Source organism: Corynebacterium diphtheriae (assembly GCF_001457455.1).
Lineage (GTDB): Bacteria > Actinomycetota > Actinomycetes > Mycobacteriales > Mycobacteriaceae > Corynebacterium > Corynebacterium diphtheriae.
This window is the reverse complement of record NZ_LN831026.1, coordinates 525352-548953: the sequence shown is the minus strand read 5'-3', so window position 1 is coordinate 548953 and position 23602 is coordinate 525352. Positions and strand designations below refer to the sequence as shown.

Genomic DNA, 23602 nt, shown 5'->3' with positions numbered 1-23602 from the left:
TAAGGGCGTTTTTTACAGCTGAAGACTGAAAAAGTGCTGGGTGACAGGTATTCTTGTCGGTTGTACTACGAGCCCAATGAATACCTGATGAACGAGGAGACTCATGGCGAAAATCATTTACACCCGCACCGACGAAGCACCGTTGCTTGCTACGTACTCCCTGAAGCCAGTCGTCGAAGCCTTCGCTTCCACCGCCGGCATCGAGGTTGAAACTCGCGATATTTCCCTCGCGGGCCGTATTCTTGCTCAGTTCCCTGATTACCTCAACGAGGATCAGAAGGTCGACGACGCACTTGCAGAGCTCGGCGAGCTGGCCAAGACCCCAGAAGCAAACATCATTAAGCTTCCTAATATTTCGGCATCCCTGCCACAGCTCAAAGCAGCCATTGCAGAGCTCAAAGCACAGGGCTTCGCCCTTCCGGAGTACCCAGACTCCCCAGCCACCGATGAAGAAAAAGACGTCCGTGCGCGCTACGATGCCGTCAAGGGATCTGCCGTCAACCCAGTACTTCGTGAGGGCAACTCCGACCGCCGCGCCCCCATCGCCGTGAAGAACTTTGCCAAGAAGAACCCTCACAAGATGGGTGTTTGGTCCTCCGATTCCAAGACCAACGTAGCCACCATGGACGCAAACGACTTCCGCCACAACGAGAAGTCCGTCATCATGCCTGCTGCAGACACCCTCACCATCAAGCACATCGCCACCGACGGCACCGAAACCATCCTCAAAGATGGCCTCAAGGTTCTCGAAGGCGAAGTCATCGACGGCACATTCCTGTCCGCCAAGGCTCTCGACGCCTTCCTCACCGAGCAGGTACAGCGTGCCAAGGATGAGAACGTTTTGTTCTCCGCCCACCTCAAAGCAACCATGATGAAGGTATCCGACCCCATCATCTTCGGACACGTCGTCCGTGCATACTTTGCCGACGTCTTTGCCACCTACGGTGACCAGCTCAACGCAGCTGGCCTCAACGGCGAAAACGGCCTTGCCGCAATCTACAGCGGCCTCGACGCCCTCGACAATGGCGCCGAGATCAAGGCAGCTTTCGACGCCGCTCTCGAAGCAGGTGCCGACGTTGCCATGGTCAACTCCGCCAAGGGAATCACCAACCTCCATGTCCCATCCGATGTGATCATCGACGCCTCCATGCCAGCCATGATCCGCACCGCAGGCCACATGTGGAACAAGGACGATCAGGAACAAGATACCCTCGCAGTCATCCCAGACTCCTCCTACGCAGGCGTCTACCAAGTCGTCATCGAAGACTGCAAGAAGAACGGCGCCTTCGACCCCACCACCATGGGCACCGTGCCCAACGTCGGACTCATGGCACAAAAAGCCGAAGAGTACGGCTCCCACGATAAGACCTTCAAGATTGCAGCAGACGGTAAGGTAATCGTCGTCAATGCCGCAGGCGAAGCACTCATCGAGCACGACGTAGAAGCAGGCGACATCTGGCGCGCATGCCAGGCCAAGGATGCCCCAATCCAAGACTGGGTCAAGCTCGCCGTCACCCGCTCCCGACTCTCCGGCATGCCAGCAGTATTCTGGCTCGACCCAGAACGCGCCCACGACCGCAACCTGATCACCCTAGTAAAGAAGTACCTCGCTAATCACGACACCGAGGGCCTCGACATCCAGATCATGAGCCCCACCGAGGCAACTCAGTTCTCCATCGATCGCATCCGCCGCGGCGAAGACACCATCTCCGTCACCGGCAACGTGCTGCGCGACTACAACACCGACCTATTCCCAATCCTCGAGCTCGGCACCTCCGCCAAGATGCTCTCCGTCGTGCCACTCATGGCAGGCGGCGGACTCTTCGAAACTGGCGCCGGCGGATCCGCACCAAAGCACGTCCAACAGCTCGTTGAAGAAAACCACCTGCGCTGGGACTCCCTCGGCGAATTCCTCGCCCTAGCAGAATCCCTGCGTCACTTCGCCAACACCGAAGGCAACACCAAGGCAGGCGTACTTGCCGACGCCCTCGATCGCGCGACCGAAACCCTCCTCAGCGAGGGCTACTCCCCATCGCGCAAAGCTGGCGAAATCGACAACCGTGGCTCCCACTTCTTCCTCACCCTCAACTGGGCCAAGGAACTAGCAGCCCAAACCGACGACACCACGCTAGCCGAAACCTTCGCACCTGTCGCCGCACAGCTCGAAGAAAACAAAGACACCATCGCAGCAGCGCTTATCGACGTCCAAGGCACACCAGTAGACCTCGGCGGCTACTACCAGCCTGACGACGCCAAGACCGCAGCAGTCATGCGCCCCGTCGCAGAATTCAACAGCATCATCGATGCACTGAAGTAAGGTCGCGCTCTTTTATAGCTAAAAAATGGGAAGGAATCGTCGATTCCTTCCCATTTTTTATGCCCCTGCCCCATATTTTCTCTGCGATCGCTCCAACCAACTACCCCCAAATGCGCACCACTTTGTCTAGAATTTTATTCACTAACTGAACTGGACTTTTAGAATTTTATAGACCGATCGGTTTCTTTTTCTCTGACGTCGCCCTAGCGTTGCTTGGAACGAAAACATCTTAGGGAAGGAATCGACGATTCATGCCAACAAAATACGATAATTCCAATGCCAACAAATGGGGTTTCGAGACTCGCTCCATCCACGCAGGACAAAGCGTCGATAGTGATACCGGTGCCCGCAACCTACCGATTTATCTGACATCGTCGTACGTTTTTAATGACGCCGAACACGCAGCAAACCGCTTCAACCTTTCCGACGCCGGCCCGGTCTACTCCCGCCTGACCAACCCAACTGTCGCGGCAGTCGAAGAACGCCTAGCCAATCTTGAAGGTGGCGTACACGCCGTACTTTTCGCTTCCGGAATGGCCGCCGAAACCGCCGCAATCCTCAACATCGCCCGCGCGGGTTCTCACATCGTGTCCAGTCCTCGCATTTACGGCGGCACCGAAACACTCTTTGCCGTCACATTGGCACGCCTGGGCATCGAAACCACTTTCGTAGAAAATCCTGACGACCCAGCCTCATGGGAGGCTGCAATTCAAGACAACACGGTCGCACTCTACGGTGAAACCTTCGCTAACCCACAAGCCGATGTGCTTGATATTCCCGCAATCGCAGAGGTTGCCCACAAACATCAAGTACCACTGATCGTCGACAACACCCTCGCGACCGCAGCCCTTGTACGCCCACTCGAACTCGGTGCAGACGTCGTCGTGGCGTCCCTAACCAAGTTCTACACCGGAAATGGCTCCGGACTCGGCGGAGTGCTTGTCGACGGCGGAAACTTCGACTGGACCGTCACACGCAACGGCGAACCCATCTTCCCCGACTTTGTCACCCCAGACCCCGCCTACCACGGCCTCAAGTATTCCGATCTTGGTGCCCCCGCCTTCGGACTGAAGGCGCGCGTCGGACTTCTGCGCGACACCGGTGCAGCCCCATCACCACTCAACGCATGGATCACCGCACAAGGGCTCGACACCCTCTCGCTACGAGTACAACGCCACAACGAAAACGCACTCGCAGTAGCACAATTCCTCGCCAACCACGACAAAGTAGCCAAGGTTAACTACGCAGGCCTTCCCGACTCCCCCTGGTACCCAGTCAAAGAAAAACTCGGATTCGACTACACCGGCTCCGTGCTTTCCTTTGACGTTAAAGGTGGAAAAGACGAAGCATGGCGCTTTATCGACGCACTCAAACTACACTCGAACCTCGCCAACGTCGGAGACGTACGTTCCCTCGTAGTCCACCCAGCGACCACCACGCACTCGCAATCGGAAGAATCGGCACTTCTAGCCGCAGGAATTAATCAAGCAACCATTCGACTCTCCGTCGGCATCGAATCCATCGACGACATCATCTCCGACCTCACAGCAGGTTTCGACGCAATCTAAACCTAGACCCGAATGACTAAGAATGGTGCTCCAGAGCTTCGACAAGTTAAAACCAGAGGTAGAACTTGTTGGAGCAGATGAAGCGGACTCCACACCCGTACGGCCCGCTGACTGACGTTGAGCAGCCTTTTGGTTAGCAAGCTCTACATTTTTCTTATACTCAGCCTTGAGCTTTTCTGCTTCGTCCTTACAGACTTTCTTGAGCTGGAGGTCAACTTTTACATCGTCAAGGTTTGAGTTGTAGTCACCATCGTACTGACCCATAAAGATGACATCGACGCCGTCAATCACGTTATCTTTAGTCTTAGGCTGCGGAACATAGCGCATATTAGATCCGCTAAGTGTGGCGGCAGTCTCGTTTAGAGTCCAACCAGCAGTTGTTACTTCACCAAAGGTGTCACGCCTTGAACGCTTGTTGGCTTCAGTTCGGTCAGCGTCCTTGTATTCAGTCATATTCTTGCCGAGAACATAATATCCAACGTAACTTACACTTGCTTTAACCGCATTATCTTTGGTCGTGACGTAGGGGTTGTGCAATTGCGAATAAAAGGAGCCGTGATGCCCTTCAAAAACAATGCTTGAATCCTTAGTATTGATTTCGGCCTCTACGATTTTATTGTCTTTTATCTCAAGGTTCGATACCTTCGGATCAACGGGAACCTCAAAGTAGAAGTCTTTCCCCCTCTTTTCTCCGACTTCTTTAATATCTCCGGCAATTTTCCAATTACCGTTAGCTAGCTTTTTATTAAAAATATACTGACGGTAGGACTGATTTACACCCCACTTCAGCGTGCCACTTTCGATCACCTGCACCATCTCACACTGAGATGCGGCTGCCGGTTCTTCAGCGACAGCTTGAGGAACAAGAAAACCTGTCATTGCCACAGCAGCAACGGGTAGAACGAAACGCTTCAACATAGAGGGATAGCCCTTCCTAAAGGGAAATAAAGGCAAAGCGTACTTATAACGGTTTGCCTTAACTTTCAATCGGCTGAGATAAATAACCCCACGTCATACCCCCAAAACCTTCGACAAAAATCAAAGTGTCGCTTCCGATAACAGAAACGACACCATGAAATAGAGGAAAACGTCGACAGCGAAGTACTAGACCAACGACTGCAGAGACAACCCCACAAAATCATCTTGGTTTTGCGTAGTACGACCTCGCAACGGCTGGACAGAATTGACGATTCCTTCCGAAACATCAACATGAATAGGCCAACCGTAAACAGACGAAAGGGTTTCATCGGTGTAAACGTCGGCAACAGAACCATCTGCAACAATGCGCCCGTCAGCAAGGCACACAATGTGATCACAATACGCAGCGGCAGCGTTAAGATCATGAAGAACTACGATCACAGCTATGCCTGTGCGCCTAGCAATTGACTGCATCAAACCGAGAACTTGCTCCTGGTGACTGATATCGAGAGCTGCTGTTGGCTCGTCGAGCATAACAACAGGCGTTTGCTGAGCCAGCACTCGAGAAAGCGCAACGCGGGCTCGCTCACCACCAGAAAGCGTAACAATATCGCGACCGGCGAGATGTGCGGCATCCGTGGCAGACAACGCGGCGTCGATAAGCCTGTCATCGAACTCCTGACGATCCGTCCCCTCCCACGGACGACGTCCCATCGCGACAACATCCCGCACCAAGAACTGAAACGTTACGCTCACGTCCTGCAGCATAACCGAACGTACCCGAGCTAATTCACGCGCAGAACTATCCACGGGATCAAGACCACAAATATCAATCGAGCCCGATTGACGCTCTAAATCACCGCTCAATGCAGCCAACAACGTGGACTTACCAGCACCATTCGGACCAATAAGACCTGTGACTTCACCCGCATATGCATCAAAATTGATATCGCACAGTAAGCGCTTCTGCCCAACAGAGACCGATAGATCACGGACACGAACCAACGCCTCAGGCTGCACGCTACTTTGATCATCAGCACTCAATAGACAGAGCCTTTCTTCAACATTCGATGTAACAAAACAAAAAATGTTGGGCCACCAACAAGTGCCGTAAAGATACCAATCGGCAAATCCGCAAACGGAATCATCGTACGCGCAGCAACATCCGCGCACGCGATCAATACCGCTCCTGCCAACGCAGATGCTGGAAGGAGTAGACGATTCTCTGGGCCAGAAATACTCCGCAGCAAGTGAGGAACAATCAAACCAACAAAACCAATCAATCCAGCAAACGACACAGCCGCTGCAGTCAAAATCGTCGAGGCAGCAATAGCAATAACGCGCAATCGTCCAACATTGATACCCGTGTGCCCTGCCGCACGTTCGCCAAGGGCTAGCACATCTAGTTGTTTACCAATTAGGGAAGAAATGACGATTCCTACCAGTGCAATAGGGGCAACTACCCAGACGTGTTTCCACTGTGCTCCATTAAGCGATCCCATTTGCCAAAAAACAATCTCTTCACGATTCGACGTAGGAGCAAGGTACACAAGAAAAGAAATCAATGCATTACACACGGCATTGATGGCAATACCAGTCAAAATTAAATTGACGATCGCAACCTTACCTTGATGTCGAGCCAGCTGATAGATAATCACCGTCACAACAACCGCACTCAAAAATGCTGCCGCAGGAACAGTAAAAGTACCCAAAATTCCCACGTTGAATACGATCACCGCTGCTGCACCCACACCGGCTCCAGAAGTAACTCCGATAATCGACGGCTCCGCAAGCGGATTCGCAAAAACGGCTTGCATCAGAGTGCCAGCCACACCAAGGCATGCACCAACCAACAAACCCAACACAATTCGAGGAAGACGGATCTCCCAAATAACGTTGTGCATCAAACTGCTTGAATCAGGCTGAGTAAGAATCGTCAATAAGTCGCGAAGCGGAACATAGTACTGCCCCAACGCCAACGACGTAACAACTGACGCCAGCACCAACACCACTAAGACAACAAACAACATCACTCGCCGACGCGCCCGAAGAACGAACACGTCGTCGCTACGCTTGCTATACCTGTGGATCATACAAAGCCTGTGCCGTGCGAAGAAGCGTCTGACCAGTCATCGGACCGAACGCCAAAGACTGTCCATCAGGGATCGTAATGACTCGACGATTCTTTCCAGCAATCGTCTGCGCCACACCTGGTCGTGCCAATAAACCATCAATTCCACCAGTCGATTCCAAACCAGCTGTCATCATGATGATCGCCTCAGGATTAATCTTTGCCAAAGCCTCAGCGTTTGCAGGCTCAGCATAAGAAAGCTTGTATTCAGCGCCCATGTCCTTCGCGCCAACGCCCTCAATCAAATCTTTAGCCCCAGTTCCTTCACCCATAATGAAGAAAACACCACCGTTACCACGCGCATACAAAAATGCCACGCGCATGGGATCAGAAGGAGCGATCGCAGCAATCGCCTCACGAGCCGCAGAAATTTCATGAACACTACGTTCGGCAAGAATCGACGCCTCGTCGCTAAGCCCGACTACGCTACCCAACGTCTTGATGTCCTCCGCGACAGAATCAATCGTACGAGTTGGCTTCATCACCACAGTAGTAACGCCAGCATTGCGAATCTGATCAATCGCATCACGCGGACCAATCGAGTGATCAACGATCAGCAATGACGGATGCAGGCTCAACACGGCCTCAACATTGATATTATGACCACCCTCGGTCACAACAGGAACATCTTTAAGCACGTTCTCTGTCGACGACACAGTCCTGCCAACAATTTTGTCAGCGAGCCCCAAGCCTTCCAAAGTCTTCGTATACGTGCCATAAATATCCAAGGCAATAATGCGAGAAACATCCGTAACCTCAACATCAAAACCATCAGCATCCGTGAGATGTACAGGCAACGAAGGGCTCACAGATTCCGAAACAGGCTGCACATCATCAAAATCGCGCACATCAGACACACCTGTAAAAGAACGCGGATCCTTGACGTCACCAGCCTTGGGCAATGACTCTCGGAGATCCTTCGTCGAATCATATGTGCCCTGGACACCACAACTCACCAGTGCACACGCACACACCACGGACATACAAACACGAAGCAAAGATTTCATCACACATCACCTACACCGGATTATTAACAACTAGTCGCCCCATACTTCCGCCATCCACAACAAACGCAGCGATCACGAGCAGAACATACATATTGGGATCAATACCGGAATCGTCCGTTGCCGCAGAACGAATCTTGAAGTTTTTAGCGCCACTCTCATAGCCTGCAGAGGTGCCCCCTTCAGATTTTCCGGAAAGAATCGACGATTCCTTCCCACCTGAAACAGGAACAGCAGCTGCATTTGTTCCAGTAGAACAATCGGCTGCTCCGCCGAGTTGGGCATCGAAAGTGATCAGATCAAGGTCAGAGCCAGCGTCATAGAAGCCAGCGAATGCGCCAGCACCATCTGGATGCAATGTCATTGTGGCTTTGCCACTAACCAAGGTTTCAGAAGCATTCAAAGAGCTAAAAGTAAGATTGCCGATAGCTACTCGACCATAATCTGACTTCTTGCCTTCCATGTCAGACGAGCGAACTTGGGCGAACAAAGTTCCGGTAGCACCGTTGAAAACAATTTCTGGATTGGAAATATTGAGATCCAAGATGCCGTGATGACCACTAAAACGCATCGTTCCGCCGAATTTTACCGATCCAGATTTTGCTTGTGGATCTACTGCTCCCGACTCACCAGAGAAGGCGAACTCTCCGTTGGAATAACCAACGCCATCAAGGTTCCATTGCCCCTTTGCTATAGAACCAGTGATGCAAGACTGGAACGAATTTTTCAAGCCCCACGCTGCGTGAGCCTGAGTAATACCCCGAGAGGATGCATCGCATTGAGGGGAAGAATTGGCGATTCTTTCCGAAGATCCTCGTGTCATTTTAGCGCTTCGTTGCGTTTGAGGAGACGTTCGAGGCGCATCTGAAATGTTGGAGCTCGCTGTCGTCGACTCTGGTGAGCTTGCATGAGCATTGTCGGTAGGTTCTGTTCCTCGACGATTAAATTCATCGAGCTCGTCTAGAAACTCGCCAGCGTTATTCATGAAGATAGTGACGGCGTTCATGGTGTCATTGGTTTCGGAAAGAATTGCCATGGCTTCTTTATTAAAACCCGTGAAGTTTCCGCTGATGGATTGGACACTACGTTTTGTTTCCATTGCGACCATTGCCATCAGAGTTTGATCCAATGGGCGATGGGGCAGCTGCCGTCGAGAGCAACGGTGCCGCTCGTTGGATCAAGCGGTGAAGCAACGTCATACGCGATAAAGAGCTTGGATCCTTCAGGACTCAGTGTTGTGCTGCCGCTTAAGTCGATGGCACCCGATGCTGGATCCGCTGGAGTATTCAGATTGATAGTGGCAAGAACGACGTCGTCTCCGGTGATTTTTGGCCCACGACCCTTGGTATTGGACATGCCGGAATCGCAGGAAACATAGTCGACAAGAATATCTGCTGTTGAGCCATGGGTTACGACCTTCCAGTCAGAAAAAGTCATATCGAGAAGATAGACCCCAGACCCGTGATCATGGCCTTTGAAGTGGATAAGCCCAGGGAAAGGGATGGTAGCGCTATTGCCGTCGATACGTGCTTTTCCAGGAGTGAAATTGAAAGCTCCGTCGTTACCCGTTTTGTCGCCACTAAAGCCGATACCTTGGGTGGCCCACTGACCCCCCGTTTTACCAGCAGCACCTTTGAGAATGTAATGGCGATAACTTTGACGAATTCCCCAGTTAAACGAGCATTGATTGCTATCAGCCGCTTGCGCTGGGGCGGTACTAATAGCAAGCGGTGCCAGCGTCAACACGGCAGCAGCCATTAGCCCTAGAGATCTTTTTTGAATTGTCACGGTACGGGGACTCCTCATTTCTTTCTGGCCGCCGAGTAGAGGGGAGGCTCGGTTTGTCGAAGGGCTCTATGCATAAGCCCACTAGGTGAGACTCGGCGCACCGTCTGAAAATGCAGACGTCATTGCAAGTTTTTCTACACCCAAAACATGTATAGGCTACACTTACCTAAATTTCTAGTCCAGCGCCCCCATCAAACTCTTGAAAGAAACAATGAACCCTCAATCAACCTCTGCTTTTCAGAGTCTCTACCCCGACATCAATCCTGCCCACAGTCCCCCTTACAACTTGGGAACGCATCTCCATGGCACTTGCCGTCGGAATATTTTCCTTTGGAGTCATCTTTGGCGATCTCATCATTGCAGGAGCAGGACTTGGACTGGTTCTTTTCACGATCATCGCGTCTTTACAAAAACGTCACGAAAAATCCGCACTGAAGCAAAAAATCGATTCCCCAACGAACCATGGGCAGAAACACATCACAATGCCAACGCCACCACCGTCGCAAACAACATATCTTGCAGCAGGCGTGTCGATTCTTTCCGCCATCATTGTTTGGTTTCTTCCCGGCGCACACCCGCTATGGAATCGCCGTCGCATTGCTTCACACTAACAACAGCCCACCGGTAGACGTCGACAAGCCCCCAAACGATCAAGCCACCCTCAAACGGCGGAATTTAGCCAACAACAATAGACTAGACAGAGCTGTCCATGTAGCATGAACTCGATTATCAACTGCCACGAGAGGTCGGGGTCATGCTCACCACCACAGGGACGCTCACGCACCAAAAAATCGGAGACTTTCACACCGAAGCCGGAGCGACGCTTCACGACGTCACCATCGCCTACCAAGCATGGGGCCACTACACCGGCAACAATCTCATCGTTCTCGAACATGCTCTGACCGGCGACTCTAACGCTATTTCATGGTGGGACGGACTGATTGGCCCTGGCAAAGCACTCGACACCAACCGCTACTGCATCCTATGCACCAACGTGCTCGGAGGATGCAAAGGATCCACCGGACCGAGCAGTCCACACCCAGACGGAAAACCATGGGGATCCAGATTTCCAGCCCTTTCAATCCGTGACCTTGTCAATGCCGAAAAACAACTTTTCGACCACCTCAGCATCAATAAAATTCACGCAATCATCGGCGGATCCATGGGAGGCGCACGCACCCTCGAATGGGCTGCACTCCACCCACACATGATGACGACTGGATTCGTCATAGCAGTCTCAGCACGCGCAAGCGCTTGGCAAATCGGTATTCAAACTGCACAAATCAGCGCCATAGAACTCGACCCCAACTGGAACGACGGCGATTACTACAGCGGTCACGCACCATGGGAAGGAATCGCCGCCGCTCGCCGGATCGCCCACCTCACCTATCGCGGCGAACTAGAAATAGACGAACGATTCGGCACTTCCGCACAACACGGTGAAAACCCACTCGGCCCCTTCCGAGATCCACATCAACGTTTTGCGGTCACGAGCTACCTCCAACACCAAGGCATCAAACTCGCTCAACGATTCGATGCAGGTAGTTACGTCGTGCTTACCGAAGCCCTCAATCGTCATGACATCGGACGCGGCCGAGGCGGACTCAACAAAGCCCTCAGCGCAATCACAGTCCCCATCATGATTGCTGGCGTTGATACCGATATTCTCTACCCCTATCACCAGCAAGAACACCTATCACGAAATCTAGGCAACCTACTCGCTATGGCAAAAATCAGCTCACCAGTAGGCCACGACGCTTTCCTCACAGAATTCCGACAAATGGAGCGAATCCTAAGACATTTCATGGAGCTTTCGGAAGGAATCGACGATTCCTTCCGAACCAAACTAGAGCGCTGAGTCGATCACAGATCTAAATAAACTGCAACCACCACGATCGGGTCTGTGGATAACGTATGCAGCCAACTCGTAAATCTTGGAAAAATATGACAGTTGGAAGCGTCGAAAGGCCTGAAAAGCACAGTTATCCACAACCTCGTATCACTGGCAGTACACGTCGGGGAGGCCGACGTAATCTCGGAGTATTCATCAACATTGGGGGAATTTTTATGAATACTACGGCTTGTTTCGCACATACCGATATGAACGATCCTTTTTCACGACACCTGATTCGACTCAACCAGGCAGAAGTGGATTTTTGGCTTTCCGTGGAGCCTGATAAGTTCCGTGATTTTCACACACAAATTGACGAGATAGCTACTCGAATGAGTCTGTCACGACGCGAAGTAAAGGAAAATCTTCGCGTCGGTGAAATGCTACGACGCTTTCCAAAGCTGCGCGCATGCGTCGAAAAGCATCACCATATTACGATGTCGCGGCTAAAAGCCATCGAACGACAAGTCATGGCTATTGAACCGAAATATATTGCACGCGTCGACGCCCACTTGACCAACTACTTCACCCCGAAGGTGAAAAACCAAGTGATTCCGCAAGTAGCAACCCTCAGCAAACAACTTCGCGATTACATCACAACGATCGATCCCTCGGCCGCCAAAAAGCCACAAGATCAGCAAAAAAGAAGCGCCACTTTTAAACGGAACCTCAATGGACACACGCGGTTAAGCATTCATATCACCGATGCCGAAGCTGTCGAAATTCGTACCTTAATGAAAAAGCAACACGAAGACGAACCCGTTGATGCGTTTATGAAGCTCATCCGTTCAAAAGCTCGCACAAAAGTCGTGCTCAATACCTTCAGAACTGGAACCGGCCACCTGTATATGGTCGGTGCCGGCACCATTCCAGAAGAAAGCATCACCATTGATTCGCAAAGAACCATAGACCTCAACGACCACACCCACAGCTACGCACCCACTGAAGAGATTCGAGCCGCCGTCATGCTTCTCGACCGTCACTGCCGATATCCAGGCTGCACCGTCGACGCCCTCGAATGCGATCTGGACCACGTAATAAATCATGACGAAGGTGGCGAAACCTCAATCGCGAATCTCGCCTGTCTATGCCGCTTCCACCACAACATCAAAACCGAACAACGCATTCACTACAGCCTCGACGCCAACCGAATCGCAACATTTCATTTCCGCAACGGGGCAACAAAAACCACCCAACCCGGGGGAATAAAAGTTAAACACAGGTTCAGCCAAACATGGCAACGCCACGAACAACAACGCATCCGCACCAGACGAAACCAATCCGCTTAAACCACGCGTTTCGACGTATTCCGATACCTGGACTTCTCACTTTTCATAGACAAATTTTCACAATAGACAAGACAAAAGCGCTGCAAAACAAAAGCTTCGCAGCGCTCAGTCCACTATGTCATTTCTCTACCCCATCACGATCCCAAAGAATCAATCGAATAGGACAAAAACACCATCATCCCACCTACTACAAGACTGAAAGCAACATCAAAAACTACGGATCGAACCGCCAATACACCAAGAATTTTCGAATCACATACAATCCGGAGCACAGCCAAAAACAACAGCGCCACGCCCAGCGCAAATGTCGCGCGCCTCCAATGCTCTGTAAAAGCGAATATTCCAGAAGAAACGACAATTCCTACAAACGCCGCTACCGCGATGTACTGGAGGTAGGAAGGAATCGGCGATTCTTTCCTACCCACATCATGCGGATTGTCAAAAGGCGAAAGCCTAGGCACGCTCAGCACGCTCTACTACGTTACGAATCAAGAAAGCGCGAGTCAGCGGTCCAACCCCACCAGGATTTGGAGAAACTGCACCTGCAACATCCCAGACATCAGGGTGAACGTCGCCAAGCAGTTTGCCGTCAACACGCGATACTCCCACATCAAGAATCGCAGCACCCTGTTTGACCATATCAGCCGTTAGCATGTGCGCTTTACCCGCAGCAGCAACAATGACATCAGCTTCACGAGTCTCCGCAGCAAGATCACGAGTACCCGTATGACACAGCGTAACGGTAGAGTTCTCACTTCTCCGCGTCAACATCAAACCAATAGGACGCCCAACAGTCACACCACGTCCAATTACAACTACTTTTTTGCCATCTAGCTCAACTCCAAAACGACGCAACAGATGAATTGCACCATTAGGGGTACATGGCAACGGAGCAGGCTCATTCAAAACCAATTTACCCAGATTCACTGGGTGCAAACCATCGGCGTCTTTCGTAGGATCAATGCGCTCTAGCACCGCATTCTCATCCAAGTGCTTTGGCAACGGGAGCTGCACAATGTAGCCAGTGCACTCAGGATCAGCATTTAGCTCATGAATAACAGCCAACAGCTCTTCTTGAGTCACATCAGCGGGAAGATCCTTACGGATCGACTTCACACCAACAATTTCACAATCCTTGTGCTTCATACGGACATAGGCGTGGCTGGCAGGGTCATCGCCGACAAGAACAGTCGCAAGACCTGGCACGATCCCCTTCTCTCGGAGAGAATTGACACGTCCTTTAAGATCTTCGAAGATTTCGTCGCGGTACAAGTTTCCGTCAAGTTTGATAGCACTCACGGCCTTGATTATTGCATGTGTTGAGGCAAGAATCGACGATTCCTTCCCATAACCGCAGGTCCATTGTTAAAAATGCGCAAAATACTTTTGGTAATTTAATGAATTGCCAATGTTTCTCAGCCCACACACCTAATCCTGTACGCATAAATAAATGAAACAGGGCAACTAGCGCCAACCATGGCAAAAGTTTCCCTGTTAAAAAACGACTATTTTGCACAAACCTAAGAATCTATTTTGCGAGCGTTTATAGCCCACAAACTACTTTCTGCGAGTGGGATGTCTCTGTCGCCTACCTTCACAATATTCATGCCTGGATAAGCAGGTTCACCAATAATGACACGAACACCTGGCAATACTCCGTGCTCGGCTAAATAGCGCAGCAGGTTGGCATCGCGATCATGGATTCGCTCGATTATGACTTCTTCTCCAACCGCAAACTCACCAAGCTGATGAATCGGGACAGAATCGACGATTCCTTCCTCAGATGGGATTGGATCTCCATGTGGGTCACGAGACGGGTTACCAAGGTGATCGTCGATACGCTGAAGAAGCTTGTCCGTCATCGCGTGCTCAAGAATCTCGGCTTCCTCATGGACTTCATCCCACCCAAAACCTAGGGTTTCAAAAAGAAACATTTCCACAAGACGATGACGACGCACCATCTGTTTAGCCAAGGCTTCGCCCTGCTCAGTGAGCATGATTCCGCCATAGCGTTCATGATCGAGCAGACCACGAGCAACAAGTTTTTTAACAGCTTCAGATGCGGTGGGAGTTTTTTGAGACATTCGGGACGCTAACTCGCCGAGGGAGACGGGCTTGCCAGTAGCCTCGTGCATATCCCACACGTTTTTCAAGTAGTCCTGGGACTTTTCAGGCAGCTCAGAGACATGCATAAACAGTAGAATACACCGGCAACGATGGCGATCGTGCCTCCAACGGACAATTTGAAGTAAACCGCGATAAATAATCCCGCGAGGCTTATTACAACACCAGCAGCTGGTGCCGCAACAATTAATTGTCGCGGTGACGCTACGACAGTTTTTAATCCAGCAGCCGGCGCTGCAATTAACGCAATAGACAAAATGGTGCCAATAGCTGGAATAACGCACACTACCGTTGCAACGATCATCCCAAGAATCAACGCTTCAGCGCGATGCTGTTTTCCACCTGCAGCAACAAATCCTGGTTCGTCAAAGCAATACAGCATAAGAGATGTGTGGAAAGAATTGACGATTCCTACCACTACAACCAGAACTACGGCTGACACAATGACGTCGATAAGCCTCACGCTCAGCACTGAACCGGCAAGAAAACCCTCGATACGAATGGGAAGTGGTGCAAACCACTTGTTCAGGAAATAACCGAGGGCAAATCCTACGGTGAGAACAACACCGGCAGAGGCTTGTGCTGTTTGCGTAGAAAGTCGCGTCAAACGTCGCATCAGCCACGACATGCCGACACACATCAATAATGCCCCAAGGAATAGGCCATTCCTTCCAGCAATCACAACGCCAAGGATCGCACCTGGAAACGTCGCATGCGTAATGGATTCAGTAAAGAAAACTCTGCCTTTGAGGACCGCAAACACGCCAACGATGCCGCAAAGGGCACCGACGATCATCAATTCAACTGTGGGAAGGAGCAAAATTGCGGTCATGATCTTCTCCCAACCGAACCACGCAGACGATAGATGATAAGGCCCACGCCGTACATAGCGACCACGCTAAGCGCGACTGATGCTTGCGGAGAAACACGTGGCGATAGACCTGACAACCACACCCCGAGATAACCACCCACAATTCCAAAAGCCATGGCAAGAGGCACCATGGTATGCACACGGGTAGCGATCAATCGTGCCGCAGCACCAGGAATACACAGATATCCGATTACTAGTAGTGTGCCGATTGCAGTCGACGACGCCACCACAACCGCAGCAATCGCAACGTTAATCGCAAGATCGATGGTTAAAAGGTTAACACCCGTCGCGCGAGCGCCTTCCCTATCAAAGGCAACGAAGATATGAGTTCGCCACGTCCATAACATAACGGCCACAGCAATCGCGCACACAATGAGAGCTTGAATCAACCGTTCATCGGTAACTTCCAAAAGACGTCCAAACATCAATGCTTCTAATTGCCCAGACATGTCTCCCTTTTTGAGAGACAAGACGATTCCTACCGAAAAAAACGACGTCAAAACCACAGCTGTACCGGCTTCCGAGTGGCGCGAAGCAAAAGTCAACGCAATAGCAACAAGCGCGGCGACGGCCGATGCAGCAGGGATAATCATGTCGATTCCACCAAAAACTGCCCCTGCAACAATCCCTGGAAAAACTGAGTGGACTACCGCTTCGGCATTGAATTCCAAAGAGCGCAGGTTTACCACGACTCCGACAAGTCCAGAAACAAAACCGAGTACGGTGAGCAAGATTAGTGGCCGAAGCAGATACGGCGCTATTCCAGTGATCTCAGAAAGCTCAATGAGCATGGTGTCCCCCATATGCTTGGGCAATCACATCGGGTTGCAACACATCGTCGATAGGCCCGAACGCCACTTGTCTACCCGCAAGAAGTAGCACTTTATCGCAGGTTTCTTCTGCGAGAACAAGATCATGCGTAGATACGACGATTGCAACTCCTTCCTTTTTAATTTCGGAAAGAATCGCCAATAATGCTTTACGGTTCGGATCGTCTAATCCGTTGAACGGTTCGTCGAGAAGCATCAACATTGGTTGGGACACCAGAGCGCGCGCGATCAGAACACGTTGACGTTGCCCGCCTGAAAGCTGCCCAAACCGATAATTAGCGCGATCTGCCAGACCAACGCGTTGCAAGGCTGCCATAGTCCGTGGATCTTTCGCCGGATTCGGCTGTAAAAATGACGGACACCACCACCGATTCTTCTTCGCCCCGCGTATCCCCATCGCAACGACGTCGCGAGCTGTGACTGGGAAGGTCGGATCAAGTTCAGCCGTCTGTGGCACGTAACCGATCGAACCAGACGCCAGATGTAGTTGGGAAGAATCGACGATTCCTACCAACCCTTTCAACACGGTCGACTTTCCCGCGCCGTTGGGGCCGATGAGTGCGAGTGCTTCGCCTCTGTGGAGAGAACCGTCGATTCCTTCCAATACAGTGACGCGATTAGAACCGTGGCCATAGGAAAAGCTGGCTGCGTCGAAACGCACGACCGGCGCGCTGTCAGTAGCGGCACCGGTCGTGCGTTCGAAGTTCTTGCCAGCAGCTGAGCTGTCTGTATGCATAGTTGAGAGTGAACTTTGTGTTGAGATGTGTGAGTCGGTTATTTATTGAATGTGTTTACCGATTGCTGTTAGCGTGCGATGGATGCTGGTTTTTCGGCGATTTTTCCACCCCAGCCGTCGATAAGCGTTTCCACGTTGTGAACAATCGACTGCGTGTAGGTGACGTCTGGGCCGAGAGAATCTCCGTAGAGTTCGCCACCGAGCTTCACTCCGGCTGCTTTTGCTACTGCTTCGATGGATCGAGGGTTATTGGAGTTTTCCGCGAACAGTGCCTTGGCTTTGGAATCGCGCACCTGCTGTGCAGCCTTGGCGATATGGTCGGCGGTGGCATCTTGCTGTTCGTTGAAGTCGCTGAGTGCGGCGCCGATGAACTTGACGTTGTAGTCACGAGAGAAGTAGCCGAAGGCATCGTGAGAGGTGAACAGAATTCGTTCAGATTCTGGGACCGATTTCAGAGATTGGGTCGTCCATGTGTCGAGGTCTTCAAGCTGGCTGATGTAGCTATCAACGTGCTTCTTGTAGTCATCAGCATGGGCAGAATCGGCAGCTTCGAGAGCTTTGCCGATATTTGCGACCTGGATTTTTGCGTTCTTAGGGCTGGTCCAGATGTGCGGATCGTTATTGAATTCTGGCTCCTCGCCGTCTTCTGGGGCGAATGGCCATGGTGCAATGTTCACACCTTCGGAGGTGTCAACGGTGGCGCCTTTGAATCCAGAGGAAGCCACGGCGTCGTCAAGGAAGTGTTCTAGGTCGACACCGTTTTTCAGCAAAATATCGGCTTTGGATAGCGCATCCATTTGCTCGCGAGTCATCTCGTGATCGTGGGCGGAGGCGTTGGGTGCGAGCAGGCATGTGAGGTCGACGTCAGCGTCGATTTGTTTGACATAGTCGCAGATTTGGGTCGTGGTGGCGATAACTCCAAGTTTGGAGTCGTCGGCCTTCGTGCTTGTCGACGCCCCCTGGCCGCCCGAACAACCAACGAGGAGGGAGGAGATAACGATTCCTCCCACAACACCACCAACGATTTTACGCATGATACTTCTCCTGTTTGACAAACTTGTTCACCAAGGACGGTAACATCTTTGTTCACAAGTAACAAGATTAATTGTTCAGCATATTGAATTTACGATCCCCCATGAGGGTAAGCAGCTTCGAAGCATCGTCACAATCCAAATCTCTAGCACTCATAGCTACCGGACCATGCACCAAATCCAAACGCACTGTGCGCAATCTCGTCCAACGTTGAATCGGCCCTTCAACACACGTCAGCTCCTGGACATGACTACGCTGCACCAGCGCAGCCCGGCGCGACACCACACCCCACCGAACGACCACAATGTCGCCCAGTAGTTCCACAACTTGGGAGGAAACGTCGATAGGCGAAACCCACCGCGCACGCCGCGGACTTGAAAAGGCCGCGTCCTTCGGCGACTCGGGGTCAACCGTGACCCCTTTTAGCATCGCCACCAACGCCATCGCCTGCGCTTTCGACCCCACTGGCAACAACACCGAGGTCCCCGCCTTTTTATCTCCTACCCCATAACCTGCAACTGTCACCGTTACTTTCCACCAACCACACAAACGCCACAACACCGGCTGCGACATACGCACAGCATGGATACGTCGCAATGGAATCGACTGCTTACGGCGATCCGCCAAACCATATTCCACATGAATCGTTGGCTCCGAATCACTGTCAGCGCTGCCCTCGTCAACCAGATCCCCACCAAACGACTGGCCTAATCGCAGCGTAAACCGCCAACCTGTATCAATAACATTCCACACCGATGGCCCAACACCCACCAGCATTGGGATCGCCACCGCTGCCCCACCTGGCACAAACCACAGACCAATAAAAGCAGCCATCCACACGCCATGTGTCAACGCTGTTGCCAATAAAATGCGTTCTACTGGAACAACTAGATCATTTTTCGTGGATTCTATCTCCCCTTCTATAAGGAATCGTCGAATCTTTCCAGCACGATCCCTAGAGACATACCCAATAGTCAGAACTGAATCATTGCCGCCCGCTGTCTCGATACGTACCTCAGCAACCCGAAAAATTCGTGCAAGAACTGATTCCACAATGTCAACCGCCTGGATGCGATCTCGCCGCGCGCTACGCACTGACCGATTGATCACACCTTTAGCAACGATAACTTCGGTGTCAGTAATGCTGTATCCAATACTGCGCCACCACACGCCCGAAATTGCCCAAACGACCAGGAAAGAAACGACGATTCCTCCCAACAACCACCAAAGATATTTCTGGTGCTGCAGCACAGTTATGACTTCGTCTTTATCCACATTGAGGGCAATGACAACAAAGAGAGCAAAAATGCTGTGCCAAAATTGCAGTAAGGGGGTGAGCCTATGAACACGATGCATAGAGGAGACGTCGATACGCTGCTCGTGCAACGCGGTTTGTTCGATCGCACTCATAGCCCGCTAAGCCTCTCGCGCGCTTTATCGGTTAGTCGCTGACGCAACGCATACGCGTCCGCGACCGGAAGACCCGCGATGCTGGCATCGCTTGTCGACGATGCCGTGTGGATCTCTACTTCTGCAAGACCACAACGCCTCGCAATAGGCCCTTCTTGAACGTCCACGAACTGCAAACGCCCATAAGGAACCACGGTGAGAGTTCGCCACAATTTACCCTTCGTAATCAGCAGTTCGTCGGGATCTTCGCGCCACCCTATCCTGCGCACCTGTGCTGGAATCAGCCATACAGCCCACGCCAAAATCGCCACCCACACCCCTGTGACGATCCACATCCATGACCACAAAAAGACAGCGGACGCAGCGCTTCCTAGTATCGTCACAACGAGAAAAGGCACCACTGCCCAATATCGAGCTTTCACCAGCTTTGGCGACACCGCATTCATTGTGCTACCCATAAGCATCATATTTTCACAATAAAAACTCCTAGCGGAAGTCTCGTGACCCAGCACTCATCATCTCCGCGAAAGGCAACTCCTCCACGCGATCAGCCGTCACCGACGCCACCCCATCCGCATTGTGCACCACCCCACGAACAAGTACCGCCCGCGCCACTTTTACAGCACGGCTCCGCTTCCACAAGCCAACTGAGACGACCACATTGGCCAAACCTGTCTCATCTTCTAATCCCAAAAATGTGACACCCGCAGCCGTCTGCGGACGCTGCCGGTGTGTAACTACTCCCGCGAGAAGGATCCGACGAGCATTCTCACAGTTCAGCAATTCCGATGCGGGTATCACACCACGAAGTTCTAACTGACGACGCAACAACGCCACTGGATTCTCACTGCTCACCCCCGTCATCGCAATATCTGCCACTATCAGCTCAAACGCATTCATCCCAGGTAATGAGGGGGCAGATACCATCGACAACCCCGGCAACATAGCAGCCTTCTCTGTTGCCGCCACCCCCGCCTGCCACAACGCTTGTCGACGCCCCACCCCTAGCGTTTCCAATGCTCCAGATCGCGCCAATGCTTCAATCACAGCTACCCCCAATCCTGCCCTGCGCGACAAATCAGCAATGTCCCGATAAGGCGCATGGGCCACGATTGCCTCTGCCTCTGTTTTCCCTACTCCTTTAATCATGTTCAGTCCTAAGCGAATAGCCCCGTTTTCTACGGTGGCTTCTACCTGAGATTTATTGATGTTGTGGGAAAGAATCGTCAATTCCTTCCTACGAGCATCGGCTAATAACGACTGTGGCGAGTAAAAGCCCATCGGTTGAGCACGAAGCAGTCCCACATAAAATTCGGCGGGATGATGGTATTTAAACCATGCGGAGAAATACACTAGCGAGGCAAAAGATTGCGAGTGGGATTCCGGAAATCCGTAGGCGGCAAAGGCAACGATTTTGTTCCATAAGATGCCTGCAATATCGCCTGTAATGTTGTTTCTTCGTAGTCCCGCAAAGAATCGCCGTTTCATTCTGTTCATCGTGTCAACGGATCGCCGAGAGCCCATCGCACGGCGCAGTTCGTCGGCTTCACCACCACTAAAACCTGCAGCGTCGACAGCTATGTGCATGAGTTGTTCTTGAAAAAGCGGAACTCCAAGGGTTTTGCGCAGGCTGCGTTCGAGAATCGGATGCTCGTAGGTGACTGCTTCGAGACCATTTCGTCTGCGGATGTAGGGGTGAACGGATCCGCCTTGGATGGGACCTGGGCGCACGAGGGCTACTTCGACAACGAGGTCGAAGAATTCCCTGGGCCGAAGCCTAGGCAGTGTGGCTAGTTGTGCTCTGGATTCGACTTGGAATACTCCGACGGCATCACCGTTGCTGAGCATGGTGTAGATTTCGGGTTCGGCAAGGTCGAGTTCCCAGAGGTTAATGGTCGTTCCGGTGGTTTCCGCAACAAGGTCGATCATGTGATGGAGCGCTTCGAGCATGCCGAGTCCGAGTAGATCAAATTTGACGAGCCCTGCACTCGCGCAGCTTTCTTTGTCCCATTGGACGACACTGCGGCCGTGTTTTCTAGCCCATTCCGTGGGAACAACTTCTGCGATGGGTCGGTCGCAGATCACCATTCCTCCCGCGTGGATTCCTAGGTGCCGAGGTTGCCCTTTGAGTTGTTCTGCAAGGAATCGCACTGCGTTGGGCGCTTCGTCGGGGTTAGTGGACCAGGCGTCGGCGCTGGCGTTGGGGTAGCCAAGGGCGCGGGCGGCGTCGCGAAGCGCTGATTTAGTGCGGTAGGTGATCACATTGGCTACTTGAGCTGCGTTATCGCGACCATAGGTGTCGTACACGTAGGCGATGACGGCGTCGCGACGCCCCGATTCAATGTCAATATCAATATCTGGGGGACCTTCGCGATCACGGGAGAGAAATCGTTCGAAGAGTAAACCGGTGCTGATCGGTTCAACATTAGTGATGCCAAGGACAAAACAGACGACAGAGTTGGCCGCAGACCCCCTACCCTGGCACAAGATGTTGTTTGTGTGGCAGAAGCTTACGATGTCGTCGACGATGAGGAAGTATCCAGGAAATCCTAGTTCTTTAATAACAGCTAACTCGTGGTGAATTTGAGCCCGCGCCCGGTTTTTAACGTCTTCGCTTCGCCCACGGTAGCGTGCGTCGAAACGCGCGTTCACCAGCCCAGTAAGGTGAGCCATCTCATCGGGGACAGGCCAGCGTGGAAGGTTCGGCGCCACTAAATCGAGCGCAAAGGCACAGTCACGGGCCACCTCAACAGAAGCGTCGAGCAGTTGCTTATCGACGCTTCCCGCCAACTCATCCCCGCCTCGCATCCATGTGCTTCCCATCGGGTGCAGACGCGGTGTAGCTTGTGGCAATGATTCCCGCTGCGCTAAGGCTTGTTTCGCCCCAGCGACGCGCGCGGATACTCGATCGACTGCGCTCGGCACTGCGCTCGCGATCGCGATAAATCCGTAGCGTTGCCGAATGCTATCAAGTAGTTCGTGGTGATCTACGTCCTCGGGTCGCATGGTCACGCCGTATTCCAAAACCACGGTGTCGGGATCGAATATTTCTAGCAGTGATTCGTCAGTGCACCATGAATGGTTGAGAAGGAATCGGCAATTCTTTCCCATACTTTCAACAATCTCAGCCAGTGGCGGGTAGATAGTGACATCTTTACTACCCCGCATCCGCGCTTGGGTTATGAGGCGGGATAAGCTGGTATAGCCTTCCACTCCACGTGCTAAAACAGTCAAAATTCGATCAGGGGCAAGAGTTAGTTCTGCACCAAAGACCGTGGGCAAACCACTAGTGGCCGCAGCCTCGGCAAATTCCATTGCCCCATAAAAACCGTCACGGTCGATAAGCGCTAAGGCACTCATGCCTTGCTGGCATGCCGCAGCAACCATGTCTTGTGGTGAATTAGCACCATGGAGGAAATGGTAATAACTCGCTGCATGGAGTTCAGCGAATGGTTGCGATGAATAATATCGAATCTTTTCACTACCACTCCCACTACCCCCGACATCCGCCAGTTTGAGCTCTTGGGGATATGTTCCCGATAAAACACCTTCTAATTGCGACCATTTGAGAGGTTTTCCATTGACGCCAGATACCCAATCCACCATCCTAGAACTACCACATTCACACACATGTTCACATATATATGAATAAAAAAGTAGACAAAGCTGTACATTTTTTCCGAACTGGGCTAC

At 52.0% G+C, this 23602-nt stretch carries 19 protein-coding genes and 1 pseudogene; 5 read left to right on the top strand and 15 right to left on the bottom strand.

The window, feature by feature from the left end:
* Positions 1-103 precede the first annotated feature (103 nt).
* Together AT687_RS02740 and AT687_RS02735 are read left to right on the top strand one after the other, a co-directional pair.
* Positions 104-2317, top strand: a complete 2214-nt coding sequence (locus AT687_RS02740; protein WP_014318734.1) for an NADP-dependent isocitrate dehydrogenase — start codon at positions 104-106, stop codon at positions 2315-2317.
* 251 nt (positions 2318-2568) lie between these two features.
* Complete coding sequence (locus tag AT687_RS02735; RefSeq protein ID WP_014318733.1) at positions 2569-3885, top strand: O-acetylhomoserine/O-acetylserine sulfhydrylase; 1317 nt, start codon at positions 2569-2571, stop codon at positions 3883-3885.
* Here the strand turns inward: AT687_RS02735 and AT687_RS02730 are convergent.
* The 5 genes and pseudogenes from AT687_RS02730 to AT687_RS13380 all read right to left on the bottom strand — a co-directional run bounded on the left by AT687_RS02730 (position 3784) and on the right by AT687_RS13380 (position 9726).
* Positions 3784-4803: an HtaA domain-containing protein gene (locus AT687_RS02730; protein WP_014318732.1), complete on the bottom strand. Its 1020-nt coding sequence runs from the start codon at positions 4801-4803 to the stop codon at positions 3784-3786. The genes AT687_RS02735 and AT687_RS02730 overlap by 102 nt on opposite strands.
* A 186-nt stretch (positions 4804-4989) precedes the next feature.
* Positions 4990-5823, bottom strand: a complete 834-nt coding sequence (locus tag AT687_RS02725) for a heme ABC transporter ATP-binding protein (RefSeq protein ID WP_014310089.1) — start codon at positions 5821-5823, stop codon at positions 4990-4992.
* Positions 5824-5843: 20 nt separating this feature from the next.
* Positions 5844-6896, bottom strand: a complete 1053-nt coding sequence (locus AT687_RS02720) for a FecCD family ABC transporter permease (RefSeq protein WP_014318731.1) — start codon at positions 6894-6896, stop codon at positions 5844-5846.
* Positions 6880-7941, bottom strand: coding sequence for a heme/hemin ABC transporter substrate-binding protein (locus tag AT687_RS02715; RefSeq protein ID WP_014318730.1), 1062 nt, complete (start codon positions 7939-7941; stop codon positions 6880-6882). Before AT687_RS02715 ends, AT687_RS02720 begins: the two co-directional genes overlap by 17 nt.
* A gap of 10 nt (positions 7942-7951) precedes the next feature.
* Positions 7952-9726 (bottom strand): annotated as a pseudogene (locus AT687_RS13380) (HtaA domain-containing protein).
* A 302-nt stretch (positions 9727-10028) separates the two neighbouring features.
* Here AT687_RS13380 and AT687_RS02705 point away from each other — a divergent pair.
* The 3 genes from AT687_RS02705 (at position 10029) to AT687_RS02695 (ending at position 12906) form a co-directional block, all read left to right on the top strand.
* Positions 10029-10337: a hypothetical protein gene (locus AT687_RS02705; protein WP_014318729.1), complete on the top strand. Its 309-nt coding sequence runs from the start codon at positions 10029-10031 to the stop codon at positions 10335-10337.
* A gap of 143 nt (positions 10338-10480) precedes the next feature.
* Entirely contained in the window at positions 10481-11584 is a 1104-nt protein-coding gene (gene metX, locus AT687_RS02700; protein WP_014318728.1) for a homoserine O-acetyltransferase MetX, read from the top strand.
* A gap of 209 nt (positions 11585-11793) precedes the next feature.
* Complete coding sequence (locus AT687_RS02695) at positions 11794-12906, top strand: HNH endonuclease signature motif containing protein (protein ID WP_014310084.1); 1113 nt, start codon at positions 11794-11796, stop codon at positions 12904-12906.
* A 134-nt stretch (positions 12907-13040) separates the two neighbouring features.
* Here AT687_RS02695 and AT687_RS02690 read toward each other — a convergent pair whose 3' ends face one another.
* From AT687_RS02690 to AT687_RS02645, 10 genes are all read right to left on the bottom strand, one after another.
* On the bottom strand, positions 13041-13367 hold the full coding sequence (locus AT687_RS02690) for a DUF3017 domain-containing protein (RefSeq protein WP_004566976.1): 327 nt from the start codon (positions 13365-13367) through the stop codon (positions 13041-13043).
* On the bottom strand, positions 13360-14205 hold the full coding sequence (locus AT687_RS02685; protein WP_014306563.1) for a bifunctional methylenetetrahydrofolate dehydrogenase/methenyltetrahydrofolate cyclohydrolase: 846 nt from the start codon (positions 14203-14205) through the stop codon (positions 13360-13362). Before AT687_RS02685 ends, AT687_RS02690 begins: the two co-directional genes overlap by 8 nt.
* Before the next feature lie 221 nt (positions 14206-14426).
* On the bottom strand, positions 14427-15098 hold the full coding sequence (locus tag AT687_RS02680; protein WP_014318727.1) for a metal-dependent transcriptional regulator: 672 nt from the start codon (positions 15096-15098) through the stop codon (positions 14427-14429).
* Positions 15056-15862 (bottom strand): metal ABC transporter permease, encoded by an 807-nt coding sequence (locus tag AT687_RS02675; RefSeq protein ID WP_014308038.1) that lies wholly within the window; start codon positions 15860-15862, stop codon positions 15056-15058. The genes AT687_RS02680 and AT687_RS02675 overlap by 43 nt, the downstream gene beginning before the upstream one ends.
* A complete protein-coding gene (locus AT687_RS02670) occupies positions 15859-16692 on the bottom strand; it encodes a metal ABC transporter permease (protein WP_014308037.1) in 834 nt (277 codons plus the stop codon). The genes AT687_RS02675 and AT687_RS02670 overlap by 4 nt, the downstream gene beginning before the upstream one ends.
* Entirely contained in the window at positions 16682-17467 is a 786-nt protein-coding gene (locus tag AT687_RS02665; RefSeq protein ID WP_014318725.1) for a metal ABC transporter ATP-binding protein, read from the bottom strand. Before AT687_RS02665 ends, AT687_RS02670 begins: the two co-directional genes overlap by 11 nt.
* 68 nt (positions 17468-17535) lie before the next feature.
* Positions 17536-18501, bottom strand: coding sequence for a metal ABC transporter substrate-binding protein (locus tag AT687_RS02660; protein ID WP_014318724.1), 966 nt, complete (start codon positions 18499-18501; stop codon positions 17536-17538).
* A 67-nt stretch (positions 18502-18568) separates the two neighbouring features.
* Positions 18569-19909: a PH domain-containing protein gene (locus tag AT687_RS02655; RefSeq protein WP_014309133.1), complete on the bottom strand. Its 1341-nt coding sequence runs from the start codon at positions 19907-19909 to the stop codon at positions 18569-18571.
* On the bottom strand, positions 19906-20355 hold the full coding sequence (locus tag AT687_RS02650; RefSeq protein WP_014306557.1) for a PH domain-containing protein: 450 nt from the start codon (positions 20353-20355) through the stop codon (positions 19906-19908). The genes AT687_RS02655 and AT687_RS02650 overlap by 4 nt, the downstream gene beginning before the upstream one ends.
* Positions 20356-20395: 40 nt before the next feature.
* Positions 20396-23515: an error-prone DNA polymerase gene (locus AT687_RS02645; RefSeq protein ID WP_174510711.1), complete on the bottom strand. Its 3120-nt coding sequence runs from the start codon at positions 23513-23515 to the stop codon at positions 20396-20398.
* Positions 23516-23602 lie beyond the last annotated feature (87 nt).

Coding starts and splice junctions, on each gene's coding strand:
- AT687_RS02740 (WP_014318734.1), top strand. CDS start 104: ATGGCGAAAATCATTTACACCCGCACCGACGAAGCACCGTTGCTTGCT.
- AT687_RS02735 (WP_014318733.1), top strand. CDS start 2,569: ATGCCAACAAAATACGATAATTCCAATGCCAACAAATGGGGTTTCGAG.
- AT687_RS02730 (WP_014318732.1), bottom strand. CDS start 4,803: ATGTTGAAGCGTTTCGTTCTACCCGTTGCTGCTGTGGCAATGACAGGT.
- AT687_RS02720 (WP_014318731.1), bottom strand. CDS start 6,896: ATGATCCACAGGTATAGCAAGCGTAGCGACGACGTGTTCGTTCTTCGG.
- AT687_RS02715 (WP_014318730.1), bottom strand. CDS start 7,941: ATGAAATCTTTGCTTCGTGTTTGTATGTCCGTGGTGTGTGCGTGTGCA.
- AT687_RS02705 (WP_014318729.1), top strand. CDS start 10,029: ATGGCACTTGCCGTCGGAATATTTTCCTTTGGAGTCATCTTTGGCGAT.
- metX (WP_014318728.1), top strand. CDS start 10,481: ATGCTCACCACCACAGGGACGCTCACGCACCAAAAAATCGGAGACTTT.
- AT687_RS02695 (WP_014310084.1), top strand. CDS start 11,794: ATGAATACTACGGCTTGTTTCGCACATACCGATATGAACGATCCTTTT.
- AT687_RS02680 (WP_014318727.1), bottom strand. CDS start 15,098: ATGCATGTCTCTGAGCTGCCTGAAAAGTCCCAGGACTACTTGAAAAAC.
- AT687_RS02675 (WP_014308038.1), bottom strand. CDS start 15,862: ATGACCGCAATTTTGCTCCTTCCCACAGTTGAATTGATGATCGTCGGT.
- AT687_RS02670 (WP_014308037.1), bottom strand. CDS start 16,692: ATGCTCATTGAGCTTTCTGAGATCACTGGAATAGCGCCGTATCTGCTT.
- AT687_RS02665 (WP_014318725.1), bottom strand. CDS start 17,467: ATGCATACAGACAGCTCAGCTGCTGGCAAGAACTTCGAACGCACGACC.
- AT687_RS02660 (WP_014318724.1), bottom strand. CDS start 18,501: ATGCGTAAAATCGTTGGTGGTGTTGTGGGAGGAATCGTTATCTCCTCC.
- AT687_RS02655 (WP_014309133.1), bottom strand. CDS start 19,909: ATGAGTGCGATCGAACAAACCGCGTTGCACGAGCAGCGTATCGACGTC.
- AT687_RS02650 (WP_014306557.1), bottom strand. CDS start 20,355: ATGAATGCGGTGTCGCCAAAGCTGGTGAAAGCTCGATATTGGGCAGTG.
- AT687_RS02645 (WP_174510711.1), bottom strand. CDS start 23,515: ATGGTGGATTGGGTATCTGGCGTCAATGGAAAACCTCTCAAATGGTCG.